The sequence below is a fragment of the Citrobacter sp. Cu096 genome (genome assembly GCF_030332285.1).
Taxonomy (GTDB): domain Bacteria; phylum Pseudomonadota; class Gammaproteobacteria; order Enterobacterales; family Enterobacteriaceae; genus Citrobacter; species Citrobacter meridianamericanus.
Window position 1 is genome coordinate 1,754,251 of sequence record NZ_JAOWID010000030.1, and the last position, 16,560, is coordinate 1,770,810.

The 16,560-nt window shown below is 51.0% G+C and carries 14 protein-coding genes; 6 read left to right on the forward strand and 8 right to left on the reverse strand.

The genetic code is table 11. The features are described 5' to 3' along the window. Positions 1 to 20 precede the first annotated feature (20 nt). Positions 21 to 2,075, reverse strand: a complete 2,055-nt coding sequence (helD, locus tag OGX99_RS22900; RefSeq protein ID WP_252838070.1) for a DNA helicase IV — start codon at positions 2,073 to 2,075, stop codon at positions 21 to 23. Positions 2,076 to 2,200: 125 nt separating this feature from the next. Here helD and OGX99_RS22905 point away from each other — a divergent pair, with 125 nt between their 5' ends. After that, positions 2,201 to 2,647: a YccF domain-containing protein gene (locus OGX99_RS22905; protein ID WP_016152485.1), complete on the forward strand. Its 447-nt coding sequence runs from the start codon at positions 2,201 to 2,203 to the stop codon at positions 2,645 to 2,647. Positions 2,648 to 2,665: 18 nt separating this feature from the next. After that, positions 2,666 to 4,819 (forward strand): YccS family putative transporter, encoded by a 2,154-nt coding sequence (gene yccS, locus OGX99_RS22910; RefSeq protein ID WP_151217952.1) that lies wholly within the window; start codon positions 2,666 to 2,668, stop codon positions 4,817 to 4,819. On the opposite strand, the gene OGX99_RS22915 is transcribed toward yccS, so the two are convergent. Beyond that, positions 4,797 to 5,411: a TfoX/Sxy family DNA transformation protein gene (locus OGX99_RS22915; protein WP_151225160.1), complete on the reverse strand. Its 615-nt coding sequence runs from the start codon at positions 5,409 to 5,411 to the stop codon at positions 4,797 to 4,799. The two genes, yccS and OGX99_RS22915, sit on opposite strands and share 23 nt — an antisense overlap. Before the next feature lie 216 nt (positions 5,412 to 5,627). Between OGX99_RS22915 and sulA the strand changes: the two genes are divergently transcribed. Continuing rightward, a complete protein-coding gene (gene sulA / locus OGX99_RS22920; protein ID WP_151217950.1) occupies positions 5,628 to 6,137 on the forward strand; it encodes an SOS-induced cell division inhibitor SulA in 510 nt (169 codons plus the stop codon). Positions 6,138 to 6,494: 357 nt separating this feature from the next. Further along, positions 6,495 to 7,553, forward strand: a complete 1,059-nt coding sequence (gene ompA, locus OGX99_RS22925) for a porin OmpA (protein ID WP_151217949.1) — start codon at positions 6,495 to 6,497, stop codon at positions 7,551 to 7,553. 97 nt (positions 7,554 to 7,650) lie between these two features. Here ompA and matP read toward each other — a convergent pair whose 3' ends face one another. Then, on the reverse strand, positions 7,651 to 8,103 hold the full coding sequence (matP, locus tag OGX99_RS22930) for a macrodomain Ter protein MatP (RefSeq protein WP_151217948.1): 453 nt from the start codon (positions 8,101 to 8,103) through the stop codon (positions 7,651 to 7,653). Between the two features lie 185 nt (positions 8,104 to 8,288). On the opposite strand from matP, the gene OGX99_RS22935 reads away from it, so the two are divergent. Together OGX99_RS22935 and fabA are read left to right on the forward strand one after the other, a co-directional pair. After that, positions 8,289 to 10,049 carry an AAA family ATPase gene (locus tag OGX99_RS22935; protein ID WP_286545180.1) on the forward strand — a complete coding sequence of 587 codons (1,761 nt, stop codon included), beginning with the start codon at positions 8,289 to 8,291 and terminating at the stop codon, positions 10,047 to 10,049. Between the two features lie 68 nt (positions 10,050 to 10,117). Continuing rightward, complete coding sequence (gene fabA, locus OGX99_RS22940) at positions 10,118 to 10,636, forward strand: bifunctional 3-hydroxydecanoyl-ACP dehydratase/trans-2-decenoyl-ACP isomerase (RefSeq protein ID WP_003035875.1); 519 nt, start codon at positions 10,118 to 10,120, stop codon at positions 10,634 to 10,636. 107 nt (positions 10,637 to 10,743) lie between these two features. Here fabA and rmf read toward each other — a convergent pair whose 3' ends face one another. The 5 genes from rmf to OGX99_RS22965 all read right to left on the reverse strand — a co-directional run bounded on the left by rmf (position 10,744) and on the right by OGX99_RS22965 (position 16,548). Continuing rightward, positions 10,744 to 10,911: a ribosome modulation factor gene (gene rmf, locus OGX99_RS22945; protein ID WP_003035871.1), complete on the reverse strand. Its 168-nt coding sequence runs from the start codon at positions 10,909 to 10,911 to the stop codon at positions 10,744 to 10,746. A 256-nt stretch (positions 10,912 to 11,167) separates the two neighbouring features. After that, entirely contained in the window at positions 11,168 to 11,731 is a 564-nt protein-coding gene (pqiC, locus tag OGX99_RS22950; RefSeq protein ID WP_151217946.1) for a membrane integrity-associated transporter subunit PqiC, read from the reverse strand. Beyond that, the gene (pqiB, locus tag OGX99_RS22955) at positions 11,728 to 13,368 is read right to left on the reverse strand and encodes an intermembrane transport protein PqiB (protein ID WP_151217945.1); all 1,641 of its coding nucleotides are present in this window, start codon (positions 13,366 to 13,368) and stop codon (positions 11,728 to 11,730) included. The genes pqiC and pqiB overlap by 4 nt, the downstream gene beginning before the upstream one ends. A gap of 4 nt (positions 13,369 to 13,372) precedes the next feature. Further along, the gene (pqiA, locus tag OGX99_RS22960) at positions 13,373 to 14,626 is read right to left on the reverse strand and encodes a membrane integrity-associated transporter subunit PqiA (RefSeq protein ID WP_151217944.1); all 1,254 of its coding nucleotides are present in this window, start codon (positions 14,624 to 14,626) and stop codon (positions 13,373 to 13,375) included. 14 nt (positions 14,627 to 14,640) lie between these two features. Further along, positions 14,641 to 16,548, reverse strand: coding sequence for an ABC transporter ATP-binding protein (locus OGX99_RS22965; protein WP_151217943.1), 1,908 nt, complete (start codon positions 16,546 to 16,548; stop codon positions 14,641 to 14,643). Between the last annotated feature and the right edge of the window lie 12 nt (positions 16,549 to 16,560).

The window sequence follows — 16,560 nt, forward strand, 5'->3', positions numbered from 1 at the left end:
TGGCTACCGCCGCCTGCGTTTCAGGGTTTTCGGATAACCGGAACATCCAGTTGCTTAAGCTCATCAACAAAGCATGAGGGTGTTTCTTTATTAAATAGCAGCCATACCCGATGCCGCGCACGTGTTAGTGCCACATACAGCAGGCGTCTCTCTTCTGCATCCGGAAAATCTTCCACCGCCGGGAGCAACGCCTCTTCCATAATCGACTCGCGGGCCGGAGCTGGAAAACCATCATTACCGTCGTGAAGCCCCACAATAATGACGTAATCCGCCTGCTGTCCTTTGCTGGCATGGATAGTCATAAAGTCCAGCTGTAGCTTAGGCCAGCGGGTGGCCGCTTTCTCCAGACTCGCTGGTTTCAGATGATGGTATCGCGCCAACACCAAAATCCGCTCTTCAGTCTTCACAAACCCTGACAACTTATCCAGCAGCAGATCCAGCTGATTTTCATCGAGCAACGTGACGGCTTTTTTATCACCGGTCATCAGACTGTTGAGCGGTTTCGTAAGTTGGTGAGGGTTTCGCTGGATAAACTGGTTTGCAACTTCACCAATACGATTGTTAAAACGGTAAGTCGTGTCCAGATTGCAACGATCGCCCTCGCCGAAGTTTTGCTGAAATGCGGTAGTCAACGAAAGTTGCGCCCCGCTAAAGCGATAAATGGCCTGCCAGTCATCCCCCACGGCGAACAGCGTAGTCTGTGAGTTCTGCTTACGCAGGGCGGCTAACAGAGCGGCACGCTGAGGAGAAATATCCTGAAATTCATCGACCAGAATGTGCTTCCACGGGCTGATAAACCGCCCCTTCTCCAGAATAACGACAGCCTGATGAATCAACCCGGAAAAATCGACGGCATTCTCATCCTTCAGCGCGCTCTTCCAGGCCTTGAGCAGGGGCGACATCAGCTTAATGCGTTTACTGAACAGATCGCGGATCTCTTCTGGTGCAGTGGCAATCATCTCCGCCTGCGCTCCGCCATGCATACGCATCAGGCTAACCCAACGATCCAGCCGGGAAGCCAGACGGCGCTGTAATTTTTCGTCATCCCAGAAGTTGCCTTCGGGTACAGACCACTGCATCTCTTCTTCTAACCATTGCCGCCAGCCTTTGGCCTGAGCTTTTTTCTCGCTGCACTGCTGACGCCAGGTCGTTATAAAGAGTTTACTGCGAGCGGCGGCATCATTTTCCAGCTTGCTAACCGTCGGAACTTTTTTGCTGCCCTGCGAAATAATGTGCAGCGCCAGCGAATGAAACGTGCGCGCGGTGACGTCTTGCGTATGCAGGCGTTCACGGATCCGATCGTCCATCTCCTGGGCCGCTTTTCGTCCAAACGCCAGCAGCAGGATCTGTTCAGCCGCTGCCTCTCCTCGCGCAAGCAACCAGCCCGCACGAGCGACCAATACGGATGTTTTGCCGCTTCCCGCCCCTGCAAGGACCAATAAGGATTGCTCACCGTTGACCACAGCACGCGCCTGGGCCGGATTCAGCGGTGAGGATTCAATTTGCTGGAAAAACTCGGCATGCTCTTCCAGCATTGCTTCGGTATAGGCCTGATTGTGCTTTAGGCGACAGGCTTCAATGTCCTTCAACCATGCCTGGCATTGGTGCAACGCCTCACGGCAATTATCAAATTCTTCCAGTCGGTTGATTGGAAGTGGTAGCGCGGCAAAGGCACGACGGATCTGCTGCTGCAGCCCTGTCGTTTGTTCGCGCGTCAGCCATTTGTTATCACTGGTACGTGCCGCGATCGCATCCAGCTGTTGCTGTAAAACTCCCGCAGCGACGGCGCTCATTTCCTGACTCCACTGCTGCCAGAGTGCGTTCAAGTGGTGATGGAAACGCTGCGTCTCCGCCCACTCTGTACCGTGAAGTCGCACCACCTTATCATCCGGGAGCACAAACTCCAGCTCGCCCCATACCAGGCCGCGTTTACAATGAATAGCCAGTAACTGATTGAAGGGAATAAGATACTCGTGACGATCGCCGGAAACTTTAATCCCGGCATTGAGAATAACAGCCCGATCGTAAGGGTGTTGTGCCAGACGTTTTCCAAGAGAAGTTGCTTTCAGTTCCATAAGACTCAGGCGGATCCACACGAAGAGGTTTACTTATCAGTGTAACCGCCAGAGAAAACGTGCTCCAGCCCAAAAAAACGTTACAATTGCCGAAATCACAGAAAACCAGAGTTAACCGAGGGTTTATGCGTACTGTTCTGAATATTTTAAATTTTGTGCTCGGGGGCTTCGCCACCACCTTAGCCTGGTTACTGGCTACGCTGGTCAGTATTGTGCTTATTTTTACTCTACCCTTGACCCGTTCATGTTGGGAGATAACCCGACTCTCGCTGTTTCCTTATGGCAACGAAGCAATTCATGTCGATGAACTGAACCCGGCAGGTAAAAACGTTTTGTTGAATACCGGCGGCACAGTGCTCAATATTTTCTGGCTGATTTTCTTCGGCTGGTGGCTGTGCCTGATGCACATTGTCTCCGGTATTGCCCAGTGCATTACCATCATCGGTATTCCGGTTGGCATCGCGAATTTTAAAATCGCCGCAATTGCACTCTGGCCAGTTGGTCGCCGGGTGGTATCAGTAGAAGTTGCTCGTGCAGCACGTGAAGCCAATGCGCGTCGTCGCTTTGAATAATCAGGACCGATGGCCTTTATGTTAAGTCCTCTGCTCAAACGCTATACCTGGAACAGCACCTGGCTGTACTACGTGCGGATTTTTATCGCGCTCTGCGGCACAACGGCACTGCCCTGGTGGCTGGGCGACGTTAAACTAACCATCCCGCTCACGCTGGGTATGGTTGCTGCCGCACTGACCGACCTGGACGATCGTCTTGCAGGCCGGCTACGCAATTTGATTATTACGTTGGTCTGCTTTTTTATTGCCTCGGCTTCTGTCGAACTGCTCTTCCCATGGCCATGGCTGTTTGCCATTGGGTTAACGCTCTCCACCAGCGGCTTTATATTACTGGGTGGATTAGGTCAACGCTATGCAACCATCGCTTTTGGCGCGTTGCTGATCGCCATTTACACGATGCTTGGCACTTCGCTTTACGATCAGTGGTATCAGCAACCGATCCTGCTGCTCGCTGGCGCTATTTGGTACAACCTGTTAACACTGACCGGGCATCTTCTGTTCCCCATCCGTCCCTTGCAGGATAATCTGGCACGTAGCTACGAACAGTTAGCGCACTATCTGGAACTGAAATCGCGTCTGTTTGATCCCGATATAGAAGATGAAAGCCAGGCACCGTTGTATGATTTAGCTCTCGCGAATGGGCAACTGATGGCGACGTTAAACCAGACGAAGGTGTCGTTACTGACTCGCCTGCGCGGCGACCGCGGGCAACGGGGAACTCGGCGTACGCTACATTACTATTTTGTGGCGCAGGATATCCATGAACGCGCCAGCTCCTCGCATATTCAGTACCAAACGCTGCGCGATCATTTCCGCCACAGCGATGTGATGTTCCGCTTCCAGCGTCTGATGTCGATGCAGGGGCAAGCCTGTTCACAGCTGTCCCGTTGTATTTTATTGCGCACACCTTATCAGCACGACCCACACTTTGAGCGCGTTTTCACCCATATAGATGCTGCGCTTGAGCGCATGCGTGCCAGTGGTGAGCCAGCCGATCTGCTCAACACGTTGGGATTTTTGCTGTCGAATCTGCGAGCCATCGATGCCCAGTTGGCTACTATTGAGTCCGAACAGGCTCAGGTACTCTCACGCAATGAGTCTGAAAATCAGCTTGCTGATGACAGTCCGCATGGGTTCAGTGATATCTGGTTACGTCTGAGTCGTAATTTCACGCCCGAGTCCGCCCTGTTTCGCCATGCTATCCGTATGTCGCTGGTGCTCTGCGTCGGCTATGCCATTATCCAGATAACAGGTATGAACCACGGGTACTGGATCCTGTTGACCAGCCTGTTTGTCTGTCAGCCAAACTACAACGCAACACGACATCGCCTGGCGCTGAGGATTATCGGTACACTCGTCGGGATCGCTATTGGTTTACCGATCCTGTGGTTTGTGCCTTCTCTCGAAGGGCAATTGATACTTTTAGTGATCACCGGCGTACTGTTTTTTGCTTTTCGCAACGTCCAGTATGCGCATGCCACAATGTTTATCACGCTGCTGGTGCTACTGTGCTTTAACCTGCTTGGTGAAGGTTTTGAGGTCGCACTGCCGCGTGTCATTGATACGCTGATTGGTTGCGCTATCGCCTGGGCTGCTGTCAGCTTTATCTGGCCAGACTGGCGTTTTCGTAATCTGCCGCGGGTGATTGAACGGGCGACTGATGCAAACTGTCGTTATCTTGATGCAATACTCGAACAATATCATCAGGGTCGCGATAATCGCCTTACATACCGTATCGCCCGGAGGGACGCGCACAATCGTGACGCGGAACTGGCCTCCGTGGTGTCGAACATGTCGAGTGAACCGGACGTCACGGCCCAAACGCGCGAAACGGCGTTCCGCTTGCTGTGTCTGAACCATACGTTTACCAGCTATATTTCCGCATTGGGCGCGCATCGCGAACAGCTAACCAATCCGGAGGTCCTGGCATTGCTAGACGATGCCGTCTGCTATGTTGATGATGCGCTTCACCATCAACCCGCTGACGAGCAGCGCGTATACCAGGCACTGGAGGGACTGAAGCAGCGAATTCAGCGTCTTGAGCCGCGTTCGGACAGTAAAGAGCCACTGGTCATACAGCAAGTTGGACTATTGATTGCCTTACTCCCGGAGATCCGGCGATTACAGCAGCAAATTGCCGTGCTGCCCTCTAATACCCCAGTTTCGACGTAAGAGAACTCACCCACTCTACCAGCTCCCGGCGACGCGTCGCCGGGAGCGCAGCTTCATGCACTCCCCCGACAGCTCCTTCAAGGGCGTAGAGTATTTTTACCGTCAAGGCGGGGTTATTTTGCCGAAGTTTCAGCCAGCACATTTGTGCTCCCAGCGAACGCAATGTCCCCTCATCTTTAATTCCTGCTTCATTTAGCAGAGTCTCCAGATGAAACGTCATATTGGGTAGCTCCCGCAGACGATGTTGTGCAAAGCGGCTCTGTTTTTCCTTAACAGCTGCATCCAGCGAATAGCGTGATAGCATCACCAACTGCGGCTGGTTTTGCCACAGGGCATCGTTCACCTGGTAATAATTGAGTACAACCGGACGTCCGCGCTTGATAAATGTCAGCCAGACAGGAGAGTTTTTTACACAGTACTGAGCGCTCTGCTCACATGCCCGAAGATATAGTTCACCGCTGGCAACCATGGCAAAGACCGTATCCCCAACAGTCAGACTGTAGCTGCCAAACAATGAGCGATAGTGAATCGCCCCCAAAGAAGCCAGATATTCTTGAGATTTATAGATCCTTGCATAAGAAAGTTCTTTCATAAAAATCCTTTTAAATCATAACGTAACCAAATGATTTTCAGTAGCAGATCCGTTAATGACGAAAATAGGCAACTTATTCGAATGGGGCAAGATGAATTTAATTTTTCCCGTGACGGCGACTAAAAATTGCGAACCTGTTTCCGAAAATAAGGTTGATCTTTATTGATGGCAGGGTTACTGTATATCCATACAGTAACTCACAGGGCTGGATTGATTATGTACACTTCAGGTTATGCAAATCGTTCTTCGTCGTTCTCTTCTGCATCAAGCAGCATTGCGCGCGTGTCGTCAGAGAACGCTACCACTGGGCTTATCAGTGAAGTGGTCTATCGCGAAGACCAGCCCATGATGACACAGCTCCTGCTGCTTCCACTCCTGCAACAGTTAGGGCAGCAATCCCGCTGGCAGCTGTGGCTGACACCTCAGCAAAAATTAAGTCGGGAGTGGGTACAGTCGGCCGGGCTTCCATTGACGAAAGTCATGCAAATTAGTCAGCTCTCTCCCTGCAATACGCTGGAATCTATGGTTCGAGCACTGCGCACGGGCAACTACAGCGTCGTTATCGGCTGGCTGACGGAGGAGTTAACCGAAGATGAACATGCCGAACTGGTAAAAGCGGCAGATGAAGGTAATGCGATGGGGTTTATTATGCGTCCTGTTCGCGCTCAGACACTTGCGGGGAGACAGCATTCCGGGCTAAAAATTCACTCGAATTTGTATCATTAAGTAAAATTAGGATTTATCCTGGAATTTTTTTTCATGTCTCAATTTGGTTTTGAGCCTTAACGGGTTTTTCGTGAGAACGCTTGTCTGAAGCGGTTTTCAGGATATCCTCAGTACATTTATTCATCCAAAAATGTTAAATATTGTGTATACAAGCCTTTTTTTTTCATATGCCTGACGGACTTCACACTTGTAAGTTTTCAACTACGTTGTAGACTTTACATCGCCAGGGGTGCTCGGCGTAAGCCGCAGATATCGGTAGAGTAACTATTGAACTGGTCCCCGGGTGAAGGATTTAACCGTGTTATCTCTCTTCGGAGATATTCATGGCGAATTTTGGATGATAACGAGGCGCAAAAAATGAAAAAGACAGCTATCGCAATTGCAGTGGCACTGGCTGGTTTCGCTACCGTGGCGCAGGCCGCTCCGAAAGATAACACCTGGTACGCTGGTGCTAAAATGGGCTGGTCTCAGTACCATGACATTGGTAACAACCAGATCAACAACGCCGGTCCTACCCACGAAAGCCAACTGGGTGCTGGTGCGTTCGGTGGTTATCAGGTTAACCCGTACGTTGGTTTTGAAATGGGTTACGACTGGTTAGGTCGTATGCCGTACAAAGGCTACACCGACGCTACTCATCAAAACGGCGCTTTCAAAGCTCAGGGCGTTCAGCTGACCGCTAAACTGGGTTACCCAATCACTGACGATCTGGACGTTTATACCCGTCTGGGTGGTATGGTTTGGCGTGCAGACGCTAAAAACAACGAAGGTTTCAAAGACCACGACACTGGTGTATCCCCAGTATTCGCTGGTGGCGTAGAGTATGCAATTACTCCTGAAATCGCTACCCGTCTGGAATACCAGTGGACCAACAACATCGGTGACGCGAACACCGTTGGTGGTCGTCCGGATAACGGCCTGCTGAGCGTTGGCGTTTCTTACCGTTTCGGTCAGGAAACTGTAGCTCCAGTAGTTGCACCGGCTCCGGCTCCAGCTCCAGAAGTACAGACCAAACACTTCACTCTGAAGTCTGACGTTCTGTTCAACTTCAACAAAGCAACTCTGAAACCAGAAGGCCAGCAGGCTCTGGACCAGATGTACAGCCAGCTGAGCAACCTGGATCCGAAAGACGGTTCCGTAGTGGTTCTGGGCTTCACTGACCGCATCGGTTCTGACGCTTACAACCAGGGTCTGTCCGAGAAACGTGCTCAGTCCGTTGTTGATTACCTGATCTCTAAAGGTATTCCTTCTGACAAAATCTCTGCACGTGGTATGGGCGAATCCAACCCGGTTACTGGCAACACCTGTGACAACGTGAAAGCTCGCGCTGCACTGATCGACTGCCTGGCTCCGGATCGTCGTGTTGAGATCGAAGTTAAAGGTATCAAAGACGTTGTAACTCAGCCTCAGGCTTAAGTTATCGTCTAGTAAAAAACCCCGCTTTGCGGGGTTTTTTTTCAGCTGTTTTTCGTTAAAAACGCACCAGAACGTTACGCCGAACCACACCCTACCGCTATTCTTTTCCCAGCAACGCCTGTAAATCCTGCTTTAATGTCGACATTTTGTTCGCGTACTTCTCTTTATGCTCTGCATCTTCAATGAGTTGCACAATAGTTTCAGAAAGCGTTTTACCACGCCGCTGCGCAAGCCCCGCTAAGCGCTGCCAGACCATAAATTCCAGATCGATTGATTTTTTGCGCGTATGCTGATGCTCAGCATTAAAATGCCGTTTACGCCTTGCTCGTATGGTTTGTTTCATACGATTTAGCAGCGCCGGGTTCATGTGTTTTTCAATCCAGGTATTGACCCGAACCGGTTCATTTTCGAGGGTTAGCAATAAATCAACGGCTTCTTTGGCAGCGCTGGCCTCTACGTAACGGGTGATTAACTCCCCCTCACGATGCTTCTTCACCAGATACTTCCATTTCCAGCCGCTTTCAAGGTTTTCAAGTTGTTGATATTTCATTGCGATCTCAATGTTACCGTGTAACTCTTATCAGAATATCAGCTTTTTCGGCATCTGAAGAAAAGAATATCCAGCCTGTGAACTGCCGCGCGTCATCACATTCGTTTCCCGGCGCTTTCCACGTGTGCAGTGATGATGGTTACGGTATAATCGCGTTTTTTACAACAGACTAAAAAACATCAACTTTGACCATTACGAAACTTGCATGGCGTGATCTGGCTCCTGATACCGACAGTTATCAGGAAGTATTTGCACAGCCGCACGTCACTGACGACACCGACACCTTACTTAGCGATACTCAACCGCGTTTACAATTTGCATTAGAGCAGCTTCTTCAGCACTGGACGACGTCCTCGTTCATGCTGGTAAAAGCGCCGGAAGAGCTTGAGTATCTCAACCTTATTGCAGCAGCAGCACGTACGCTGCACACGGATGCCGGAAGCCTGACCGGAGGTCATTATGATATCTCCGGTCACACTATTCGCTATCGTACAGCTGAGAAAGCAGAAGACAATTTTGCAACGTTAACTCAGGTAGTCAGCGCTGACTGGGTTGAAGCCGAACAGCTATTTGGCTGCCTGCGTCAGTTCAATGGCGAAGTGACCCTGCAGCCAGGACTTGTACATCAGGCTAACGGTGGCGTGCTGGTTATTTCATTGCGCACGCTGTTGGCCCAGCCGCTGCTGTGGATGCGCCTGAAAGCCATTGTCAGCCACGAGCGTTTTGACTGGGTAGCTTTTGATGAGTCGCGCCCACTTCCTGTCTCCGTTCCACCTATGCCGCTCAAACTGAAAGTGGTATTAGTGGGTGAACGTGAATCACTGGCAGACTTCCAGGAAATGGAGCCAGAACTGGCTGAGCAGGCTATTTATAGCGAGTTTGAAGATAATCTACAGATAGTGGATGCCGAAACCATGACGCAGTGGTGTCAGTGGGTAACGCATACCGCTACGCGTAACCATTTACCTTATCCCGCTCCTGATGCCTGGCAGGTACTGATTCGTGAAGCCGTGCGCTACACCGGCGAACAGGATACATTGCCGCTTAATCCATTATGGATAATCCGGCAGTTCAAAGAAGTGGCTCCGTTATGCGAGAGCGACACCTGCAACGCTGAGCAGTTTGGCCTGATGCTAGCTCAGCGAGAATGGCGGGAAGGTTTCCTGGCTGAACGTATGCAAGATGAGATCCTTCAGGAACAGATCCTTATTGAGACGGAAGGCGAGCGTATTGGCCAAATTAACGCCCTGTCGGTGATTGAATTCCCTGGACATCCGCGCGCGTTTGGTGAGCCTTCACGTATCAGCTGTGTGGTGCATATTGGCGATGGCGAATTTACGGATATTGAGCGCAAAGCCGAGCTCGGCGGAAATATTCATGCCAAGGGCATGATGATTATGCAGGCGTTCCTGATGTCGGAACTCCAGCTTGAACAGCAAATCCCCTTCTCCGCCTCACTGACCTTTGAGCAATCGTACAGCGAAGTCGACGGCGACAGCGCATCCATGGCCGAATTGTGCGCATTGATTAGCGCCCTCGCCGACGTTCCTGTTAATCAAAGCATCGCCATTACCGGTTCTGTCGATCAGTTTGGTCGCGCGCAACCTGTTGGTGGTCTGAACGAGAAAATTGAAGGTTTCTTCGCCATCTGCCAGCAGCGTGAGCTGACCGGCAAGCAGGGCGTTATTATTCCTTCAGCTAATGTCAGACATCTGAGCCTGCAGCCCACGCTGCTACAAGCTGTAGAAGAAGAAAAATTCACTATCTGGGCGGTGGACGACGTGACCGATGCGCTGCCACTGTTGTTAAATCTGGTGTGGGATGGTGAAGGTCAGACAACGTTGATGCAAACTATCCAGGAGCGTATTGCTACGGCAACGCAACAGGAAGGTCGTCACCGTTTTCCCTGGCCGCTACGTTGGCTGAACTGGATTATTCCGAACTGATCGGACTTGTTCAGCGTACACGTGTTAGCTATCCTGCGTGCTTCAATAAAATAAGGCTTACAGAGAACATGGTAGATAAACGCGAATCCTATACAAAAGAAGACCTTCTTGCCTCTGGTCGCGGTGAGCTGTTTGGCGCAAAAGGGCCACAACTGCCTGCACCAAGCATGCTGATGATGGACCGTGTCATCAAGATGACCGAAACTGGCGGCAACTTTGACAAAGGTTATGTTGAAGCTGAACTGGATATCAACCCGGACCTGTGGTTCTTCGGATGCCACTTTATCGGCGATCCGGTGATGCCAGGCTGCCTGGGTCTTGATGCCATGTGGCAGTTGGTTGGATTCTATCTCGGCTGGCTGGGTGGCGAAGGTAAAGGCCGCGCGCTGGGCGTAGGCGAAGTTAAATTCACCGGCCAGGTTCTGCCGACCGCGAAGAAAGTGACTTACCGCATTCACTTCAAACGCATCGTTAACCGTCGCCTGATCATGGGCCTGGCTGATGGTGAAGTGCTGGTTGATGGTCGTCTGATCTATACCGCAAACGATCTGAAAGTGGGTCTGTTCCAGGATACTTCCGCGTTCTAATCCAGGTCCGTGTATCTGCCAGTCATTAACGTTTATTCGTCTTGTCTGGTGGGCAAAAAGGCGAAACCTCCGCTCTGCGGAGGTTTCTTTTATCTAAAGAGACAGAATCAGGCCATTAAAACCCTATCCCCCATGGCTTCTCGCCAGCCTCCCAGCCAGTATGACCTCTGATTCAGCGTCTGATAGGGACACATTTCTTTTGAGCGTCCGGCAATGCCGGCCTGATAACCACGTTGATGTGCCCGTTCCAGGCGATCTCGTTTTTGTCTCTTCATGCCTCGTTTCCCTCATCTTTAGGTCTGGTGGAAAAGAAAACAGTGATTACTAAGTGTGCAATCACACTAAACGAATACCCCTAAACATCAGACCCGTCAATGCGCAAAATTCACGCCAGTGTCATATTTGTGAGCTACCCGAAAAATCATTTGTACAAAAATAGTCAGTCAGAACAGCTATCTCCACGGCTAAAAAAATAAAAAAAACCGCCCCGGGCAATGAACCAGAGGCGGCATAATTTACAATTATTTAAGCTTAAGGCAGGCGTTTCAGCTCCTGAGCAATAGCCGTCGCTTCCTGGCTCCAGGCACTGGCCAGCACCTTCACCATTTCATCGTAACCATCCTGAGTCTGCACCGCTTCGATGTGGAACGGACGTTTAATTAACTGACCCTGATGATTCAGCAACCACTCCCCACTTACAATTACCTTCCCATCATAGCGCCCCTGGAAGCCTGTCACGGTGACGTTAAGAGTGTCCTGTACGCTTCCCAATGGTTGAGAAGCAACAACCCATCCCGGTAATTGGGTGCTGAGATTCGCCACTAGCGTGTTACGCAGTTGCTGGTCTAATGGACTGGCCCAGAGATTATTATTGGCGATCACGTATTTTACATCGCTGGTCTGGTATACCACGCCATTACCCGCCAGGTAGTCAGGTACCGAAATCTGCTCAACCCACAACAGACGATTCCCCTGGTTAGTTGTGCTCTGTACCCCACCCTGTGCAATAGGAAGCTGGTAATAGCTTTTATTTTCTCCGCTGGAGCTACATGACGTCAGCCAGACCGCCATCATCACCATTAGCCACTTTTTCATTGTTTCGCCCTCTTCGGCTCTGGATCTTTTTTATCCTTCGCTTCAAACACCAGCGCGTTGCTCTTATCGTTCAGCGTTTTCAGTACCGGCTGCAGCTCACGCAGAACCTGATCAAGACGTTGCATATCTGCCACCATCTTGTTGTAGGCAGCGGAGCCCGGCTGGAAGCCCTGCATACTCCGATTCAGTTCGCGCAATGTGTTCTGCATATCCCCCGGAAGCTGCTGCATTGACTGGCTGGAAGTAATCTTATTCATGTTATCCAGCGTAGTTTGCAGATGTTTCATCGTGCGCTGACTTTCCGACAGAGTCGTAGTCGCCTGCTCAATCATTGGGTTCAACGGCAGATTATTAATCTTATCCAACGCCTCCATCAGACGCTGCTGGATTTGCGCCAGCCCTCCACTCACGGTCGGAATGATTTGGTAGCCGTCAAACTCACGAATGCCTTTTAACGGTGGATCTTTAGGATAGAAGTCCAGATCCACATACAGTGCCCCTGTTACCAGGTTCCCGGTCTTCAGAGAAGCTCTTAACCCACGGTTCAGCAGATCCGTCAGATGCGCCCCCACGTCGGTGCTCTCGCCAAGCTGCGCTTTCAGACGTTCCGGTTCAATACGAATCAACACCGGGATACGGTAATCGTCATTGAATGCCTGGCGTAGACCTGGCGCAAAGAAAGGCACTTTGCCGACGGTTCCTAAACGGATCCCACGGAATTCTACCGGCGCGCCCGGCTGTAAACCGCGAATAGAATCCTTAAAGAACATCAGATAATCGATATGGTCGGTATACAGAGAATCCTGAATACTCTTTTGATCGTCGTACAAATTAAACGCGGTTTTTTCCGCGACGGGTTGCCCCTGGTCCAGCCCCTCTGGGACGTCGAAACTCACGCCGCCACCAAACAGCGTCGTCAGGGATCCCATTTCTACACGCATTCCCGCAGACGTCAGATCGACCGCGATCCCGCTGTCTTTCCAGAAGCGCACATTGCTGGTGACCAGGCGATCGTTAGGCGCATTGATGAAAAGTTGATAACTAATGCTTCGCTTTTGCGGATCAAAGGTACTGGTCTCAACAGAACCTACGCGGTATCCACGGAATAACACTGGATCGCCCGGACTAAGCTGTCCGGCTTTTTTGCTGTCAAGCACCACACGGATCCCCTTGGCATCCGGCGGCGCCAGCGGCGGCGAGTCCAGCAACTGGTAATTTTCCAGTTTGCTGCCTTTATTGCCGGGCTGCAGTTCAATATATACCCCAGACAACAACGTACCCAGACCGCTGATACCTTCACGCCCTATCTGCGGCTTCACCACCCAAAAGACAGAATCTTTATGCAGCAGCTTTTCCATACCGGAATTAAGACGGGCTTTAATCTGCACATGGGTCAAATCATCTGTCAGGGTCGCGCTTTCAACGACGCCGACATCTACGCTGCGGCTCTTAATTGTCGTTTTCCCCCCCTCAATGCCTTCGGCATTGGTGGTGATCAGCGTAACTTCTGGTCCCTGATGGCTGTAATGATAAAACAGCACCCATGCACCAATGAGCGCAGTGACGATTGGGAATATCCATACCGGAGACCAGTTTTTTACCTTCTGCACTTTGGCTTCCCCACTTTTAGATTCCATGCTGTCAGGACTCCTCATGATCTGGTTCTGGTTCACGGTCCCACGACAGACGCGGATCAAATGTCATCGCAGAAAACATTGTCATAATGACGACTAAAGCAAACATCAAAGCACCCATTGCAGGATAAATGTTCATTAACCCCCCCATGCGCACCAGCGCAGAGAGTACGGCAATTACAAAAACGTCGATCATTGACCAGCGACCAACAAATTCTACAACCTCATAAATAAAATGCATCCGTTCACTGTCGCGTTTGCCGTGCCCCTTAGCATCCCAACACAACCAGGCAATCGCGATCATTTTTAAGGTCGGCACCATAATACTGGCAATAAAGATAACCGCTGCCACCGGGTAAGAACCTTCACTCCAGATTAAAACTACCCCCTCAAGGATCGTCGATGGCAATTTTGACCCGAGCAGGTCGGTGATCATAATCGGCAGAATATTGGCAGGAAGATAAAGCATGATAGACGTAAACAGTAATGCCAACGTCCATTGCAGACTGTTTTTACGCCGCGCATAACCTTTGGCCTGACATCGCGGACATACTAATTCGTCAGCGGGAAGAATAGCAGTGCAGCAAGAGCAAGAGCGCAAACCCTGCCGGATTCCAGGCACACCAGGCTTTAATTCCTGTTCGATAGCTGGCATAGGAGCAATATCATCCCACAGCCAACGGCGGTCCACACACTGGAACGCCCGCAACTGGAGTACACAAAACAAACACCACGGGATGAAGCTGCTACCTACGCCGATATCGCCATAGGCCATCAGCTTAACAAAGCTCACCAGCACGCCCGCGAGGAAGATTTCTGCCATTCCCCAGCTTTTTAACTGAAACAAAATACGCGCCAGCCATGCTTTAAGCCGATCAGGCATCTGAGCGCGGTTTACCAGTAGCAGGATCGTCAGCAGACAAAAGGCCGGAACCAGCTGTACGAATAAGATAAAGAAGGTACCGAGACTGGCGTAATCTTCAGAAAAGAGCACGCTCGGAATTTGCAGCAGTGTCACTTCACTACTCACCCCTGCGACGTTCATATTCACAAAGGGAAAGAGGTTTGACAGCAGCAGCATAAATAGTGCGGCTAAAACATAGGCAGTGGGACGCTGCCGGGGGGCGTCCCACTCAACGGTTAACGTAGTGCCACATCGTGGACATGCCGCTTTCTGACCATGCTCCAGGCGAGGTAACGCCACCAGCATGTCACACTGCGAGCACAAAATATGCTTCGCGGCATGGTGATGTTCGCACATATGTGCTCCTTTAATTATGCGCCATTCTTCAAAGACTCAAGATACTCCCAGCGCTCAAAGGCTTGCTCAAGTTCTTGTTCCGCTTCGTTCAGATTAGCCAATACCTGCTGCGTTTGCTCGTGCGGCTGACTGAAAAACGTGGCGTCAGCAACCTGAGCCTGTAAGGCTTCCAGCTTAGCTTCCAGTTCTTCAAGCAGCGCGGGGAGTTGCTCCAGTTCGCGCTGCAGTTTATAGCTTAGTTTGCTGGTGCTGCGTTTGACAATTTCTGCTTTAGGAGCAGCAGGTTCCTCTGTTTTTTTCGCAACTGGCTGCTTAAACGCCACATACTGCGATTGTTGACTGCGCGCATCATGATAACCGCCGACATAACGGCCAATTTTACCGCCGCCTTCGAAGATCCAGCATTCGGTCACGGTATTATCGACAAACTGACGGTCGTGGCTCACCAGCAGCACGGTGCCCTGATAGCTATCAATCAATTCTTCAAGCAGTTCCAGCGTTTCGACGTCCAGATCGTTCGTGGGTTCATCGAGAATTAACAAATTGCTGGGTTTCAGGAACAAACGCGCCAACAGCAGGCGATTGCGTTCCCCGCCAGAGAGCGCGCGTACTGGCGTCATCGCGCGTTTCGGATGGAACATGAAATCCTGAAGGTAGCCCAGCACGTGGCGGGGTTTGCCGTTAACCATCACCTCTTGCTTACCTTCAGCAAGGTTGTCCATCACGGTTTTATCCGGATCCAGTTCGGCGCGATGCTGATCGAAATATGCCACTTCCAGCTTAGTTCCAACATGAATGCGTCCACTGTCAGCCTGAAGCTGACCTAACATCAGCTTCAACAGCGTAGTTTTGCCGCAGCCGTTAGGTCCGATTAGCGCGATCTTGTCGCTACGCTGCACCTGCGCGGAGAAATCTTTCACCAGTTGCTTTCCGTCAACCTGGTAATCAACATTCTCCATCTCAAAGACAATCTTGCCAGAACGGCTTGCCTCTTCGACCTGCATCTTCGCTGTGCCCATCACTTCGCGACGTTCACCACGCTCGCGACGCATGGCTTTCAGCGCACGCACGCGACCTTCGTTACGCGTACGACGCGCTTTGATACCCTGACGGATCCAGACTTCTTCCTGTGCCAACTTGCGATCAAATTCCGCGTTTTGTAACTCTTCTACGCGTAATGCTTCTTCTTTATCCAGCAGATACTGATCGTAGTTACCCGGATAGGTAACCAGCTTGCCGCGGTCAAGATCGACAATGCGCGTCGCCATATTGCGGATAAACGAACGGTCGTGGGAAATAAAAATGATTGTCCCATTGAAGGTTTTCAGGAACCCTTCCAGCCAGTCAATGGTTTCAATATCCAGGTGGTTCGTCGGTTCATCCAGCAGCAATACGCGCGGGTTACTCACTAACGCGCGGCCCAGCGCCGCCTTACGTAGCCAGCCGCCGGAAAGCGATGCCAGCTCCATGTCTGCTTCAAGGCCAAGCTGTTCCAGTACTTCATTAATACGGTTTTCCAGCTGCCACAGATTGTGGTGATCCAGCTGTTCCTGAACCTTCGCCAGTTCCTGAAGGTTTTTATCACTCGGATCGGCGATCACCAGATGCGAGATATCGTGATAACGCTTGAGGTAAACCGCCTGTTCTGCAATTCCTTCAGCGACGAAATCGTAGACGCTACCCTGCACGTTGCGCGGCGGATCCTGCTGCAGACGCGCCACAACCAGATCCTGCTCATAAATAATACGCCCATCGTCAAGACCCTGTTCACGATTCAGGATCTTCATTAGCGTCGATTTGCCTGCGCCATTACGGCCAACCAGACAGACGCGCTCGTTATCTTCGATATGCAGTTCAGCATTATCGAGAAGCGGCGCATCGCTGAACGACAGCCATGCACCATGCATACTGATTAATGACATTTAATTTTCCTT

What these genes read in the sequence shown, in the direction of transcription:
- helD (WP_252838070.1), bottom strand. Translation starts at nt 2,075, where the DNA reads ATGGAACTGAAAGCAACTTCTCTTGGAAAACGTCTGGCACAACACCCT.
- OGX99_RS22905 (WP_016152485.1), top strand. Translation starts at nt 2,201, where the DNA reads ATGCGTACTGTTCTGAATATTTTAAATTTTGTGCTCGGGGGCTTCGCC.
- yccS (WP_151217952.1), top strand. Translation starts at nt 2,666, where the DNA reads ATGTTAAGTCCTCTGCTCAAACGCTATACCTGGAACAGCACCTGGCTG.
- OGX99_RS22915 (WP_151225160.1), bottom strand. Translation starts at nt 5,411, where the DNA reads ATGAAAGAACTTTCTTATGCAAGGATCTATAAATCTCAAGAATATCTG.
- sulA (WP_151217950.1), top strand. Translation starts at nt 5,628, where the DNA reads ATGTACACTTCAGGTTATGCAAATCGTTCTTCGTCGTTCTCTTCTGCA.
- ompA (WP_151217949.1), top strand. Translation starts at nt 6,495, where the DNA reads ATGAAAAAGACAGCTATCGCAATTGCAGTGGCACTGGCTGGTTTCGCT.
- matP (WP_151217948.1), bottom strand. Translation starts at nt 8,103, where the DNA reads ATGAAATATCAACAACTTGAAAACCTTGAAAGCGGCTGGAAATGGAAG.
- fabA (WP_003035875.1), top strand. Translation starts at nt 10,118, where the DNA reads ATGGTAGATAAACGCGAATCCTATACAAAAGAAGACCTTCTTGCCTCT.
- rmf (WP_003035871.1), bottom strand. Translation starts at nt 10,911, where the DNA reads ATGAAGAGACAAAAACGAGATCGCCTGGAACGGGCACATCAACGTGGT.
- pqiC (WP_151217946.1), bottom strand. Translation starts at nt 11,731, where the DNA reads ATGAAAAAGTGGCTAATGGTGATGATGGCGGTCTGGCTGACGTCATGT.
- pqiB (WP_151217945.1), bottom strand. Translation starts at nt 13,368, where the DNA reads ATGGAATCTAAAAGTGGGGAAGCCAAAGTGCAGAAGGTAAAAAACTGG.
- pqiA (WP_151217944.1), bottom strand. Translation starts at nt 14,626, where the DNA reads ATGTGCGAACATCACCATGCCGCGAAGCATATTTTGTGCTCGCAGTGT.
- OGX99_RS22965 (WP_151217943.1), bottom strand. Translation starts at nt 16,548, where the DNA reads ATGTCATTAATCAGTATGCATGGTGCATGGCTGTCGTTCAGCGATGCG.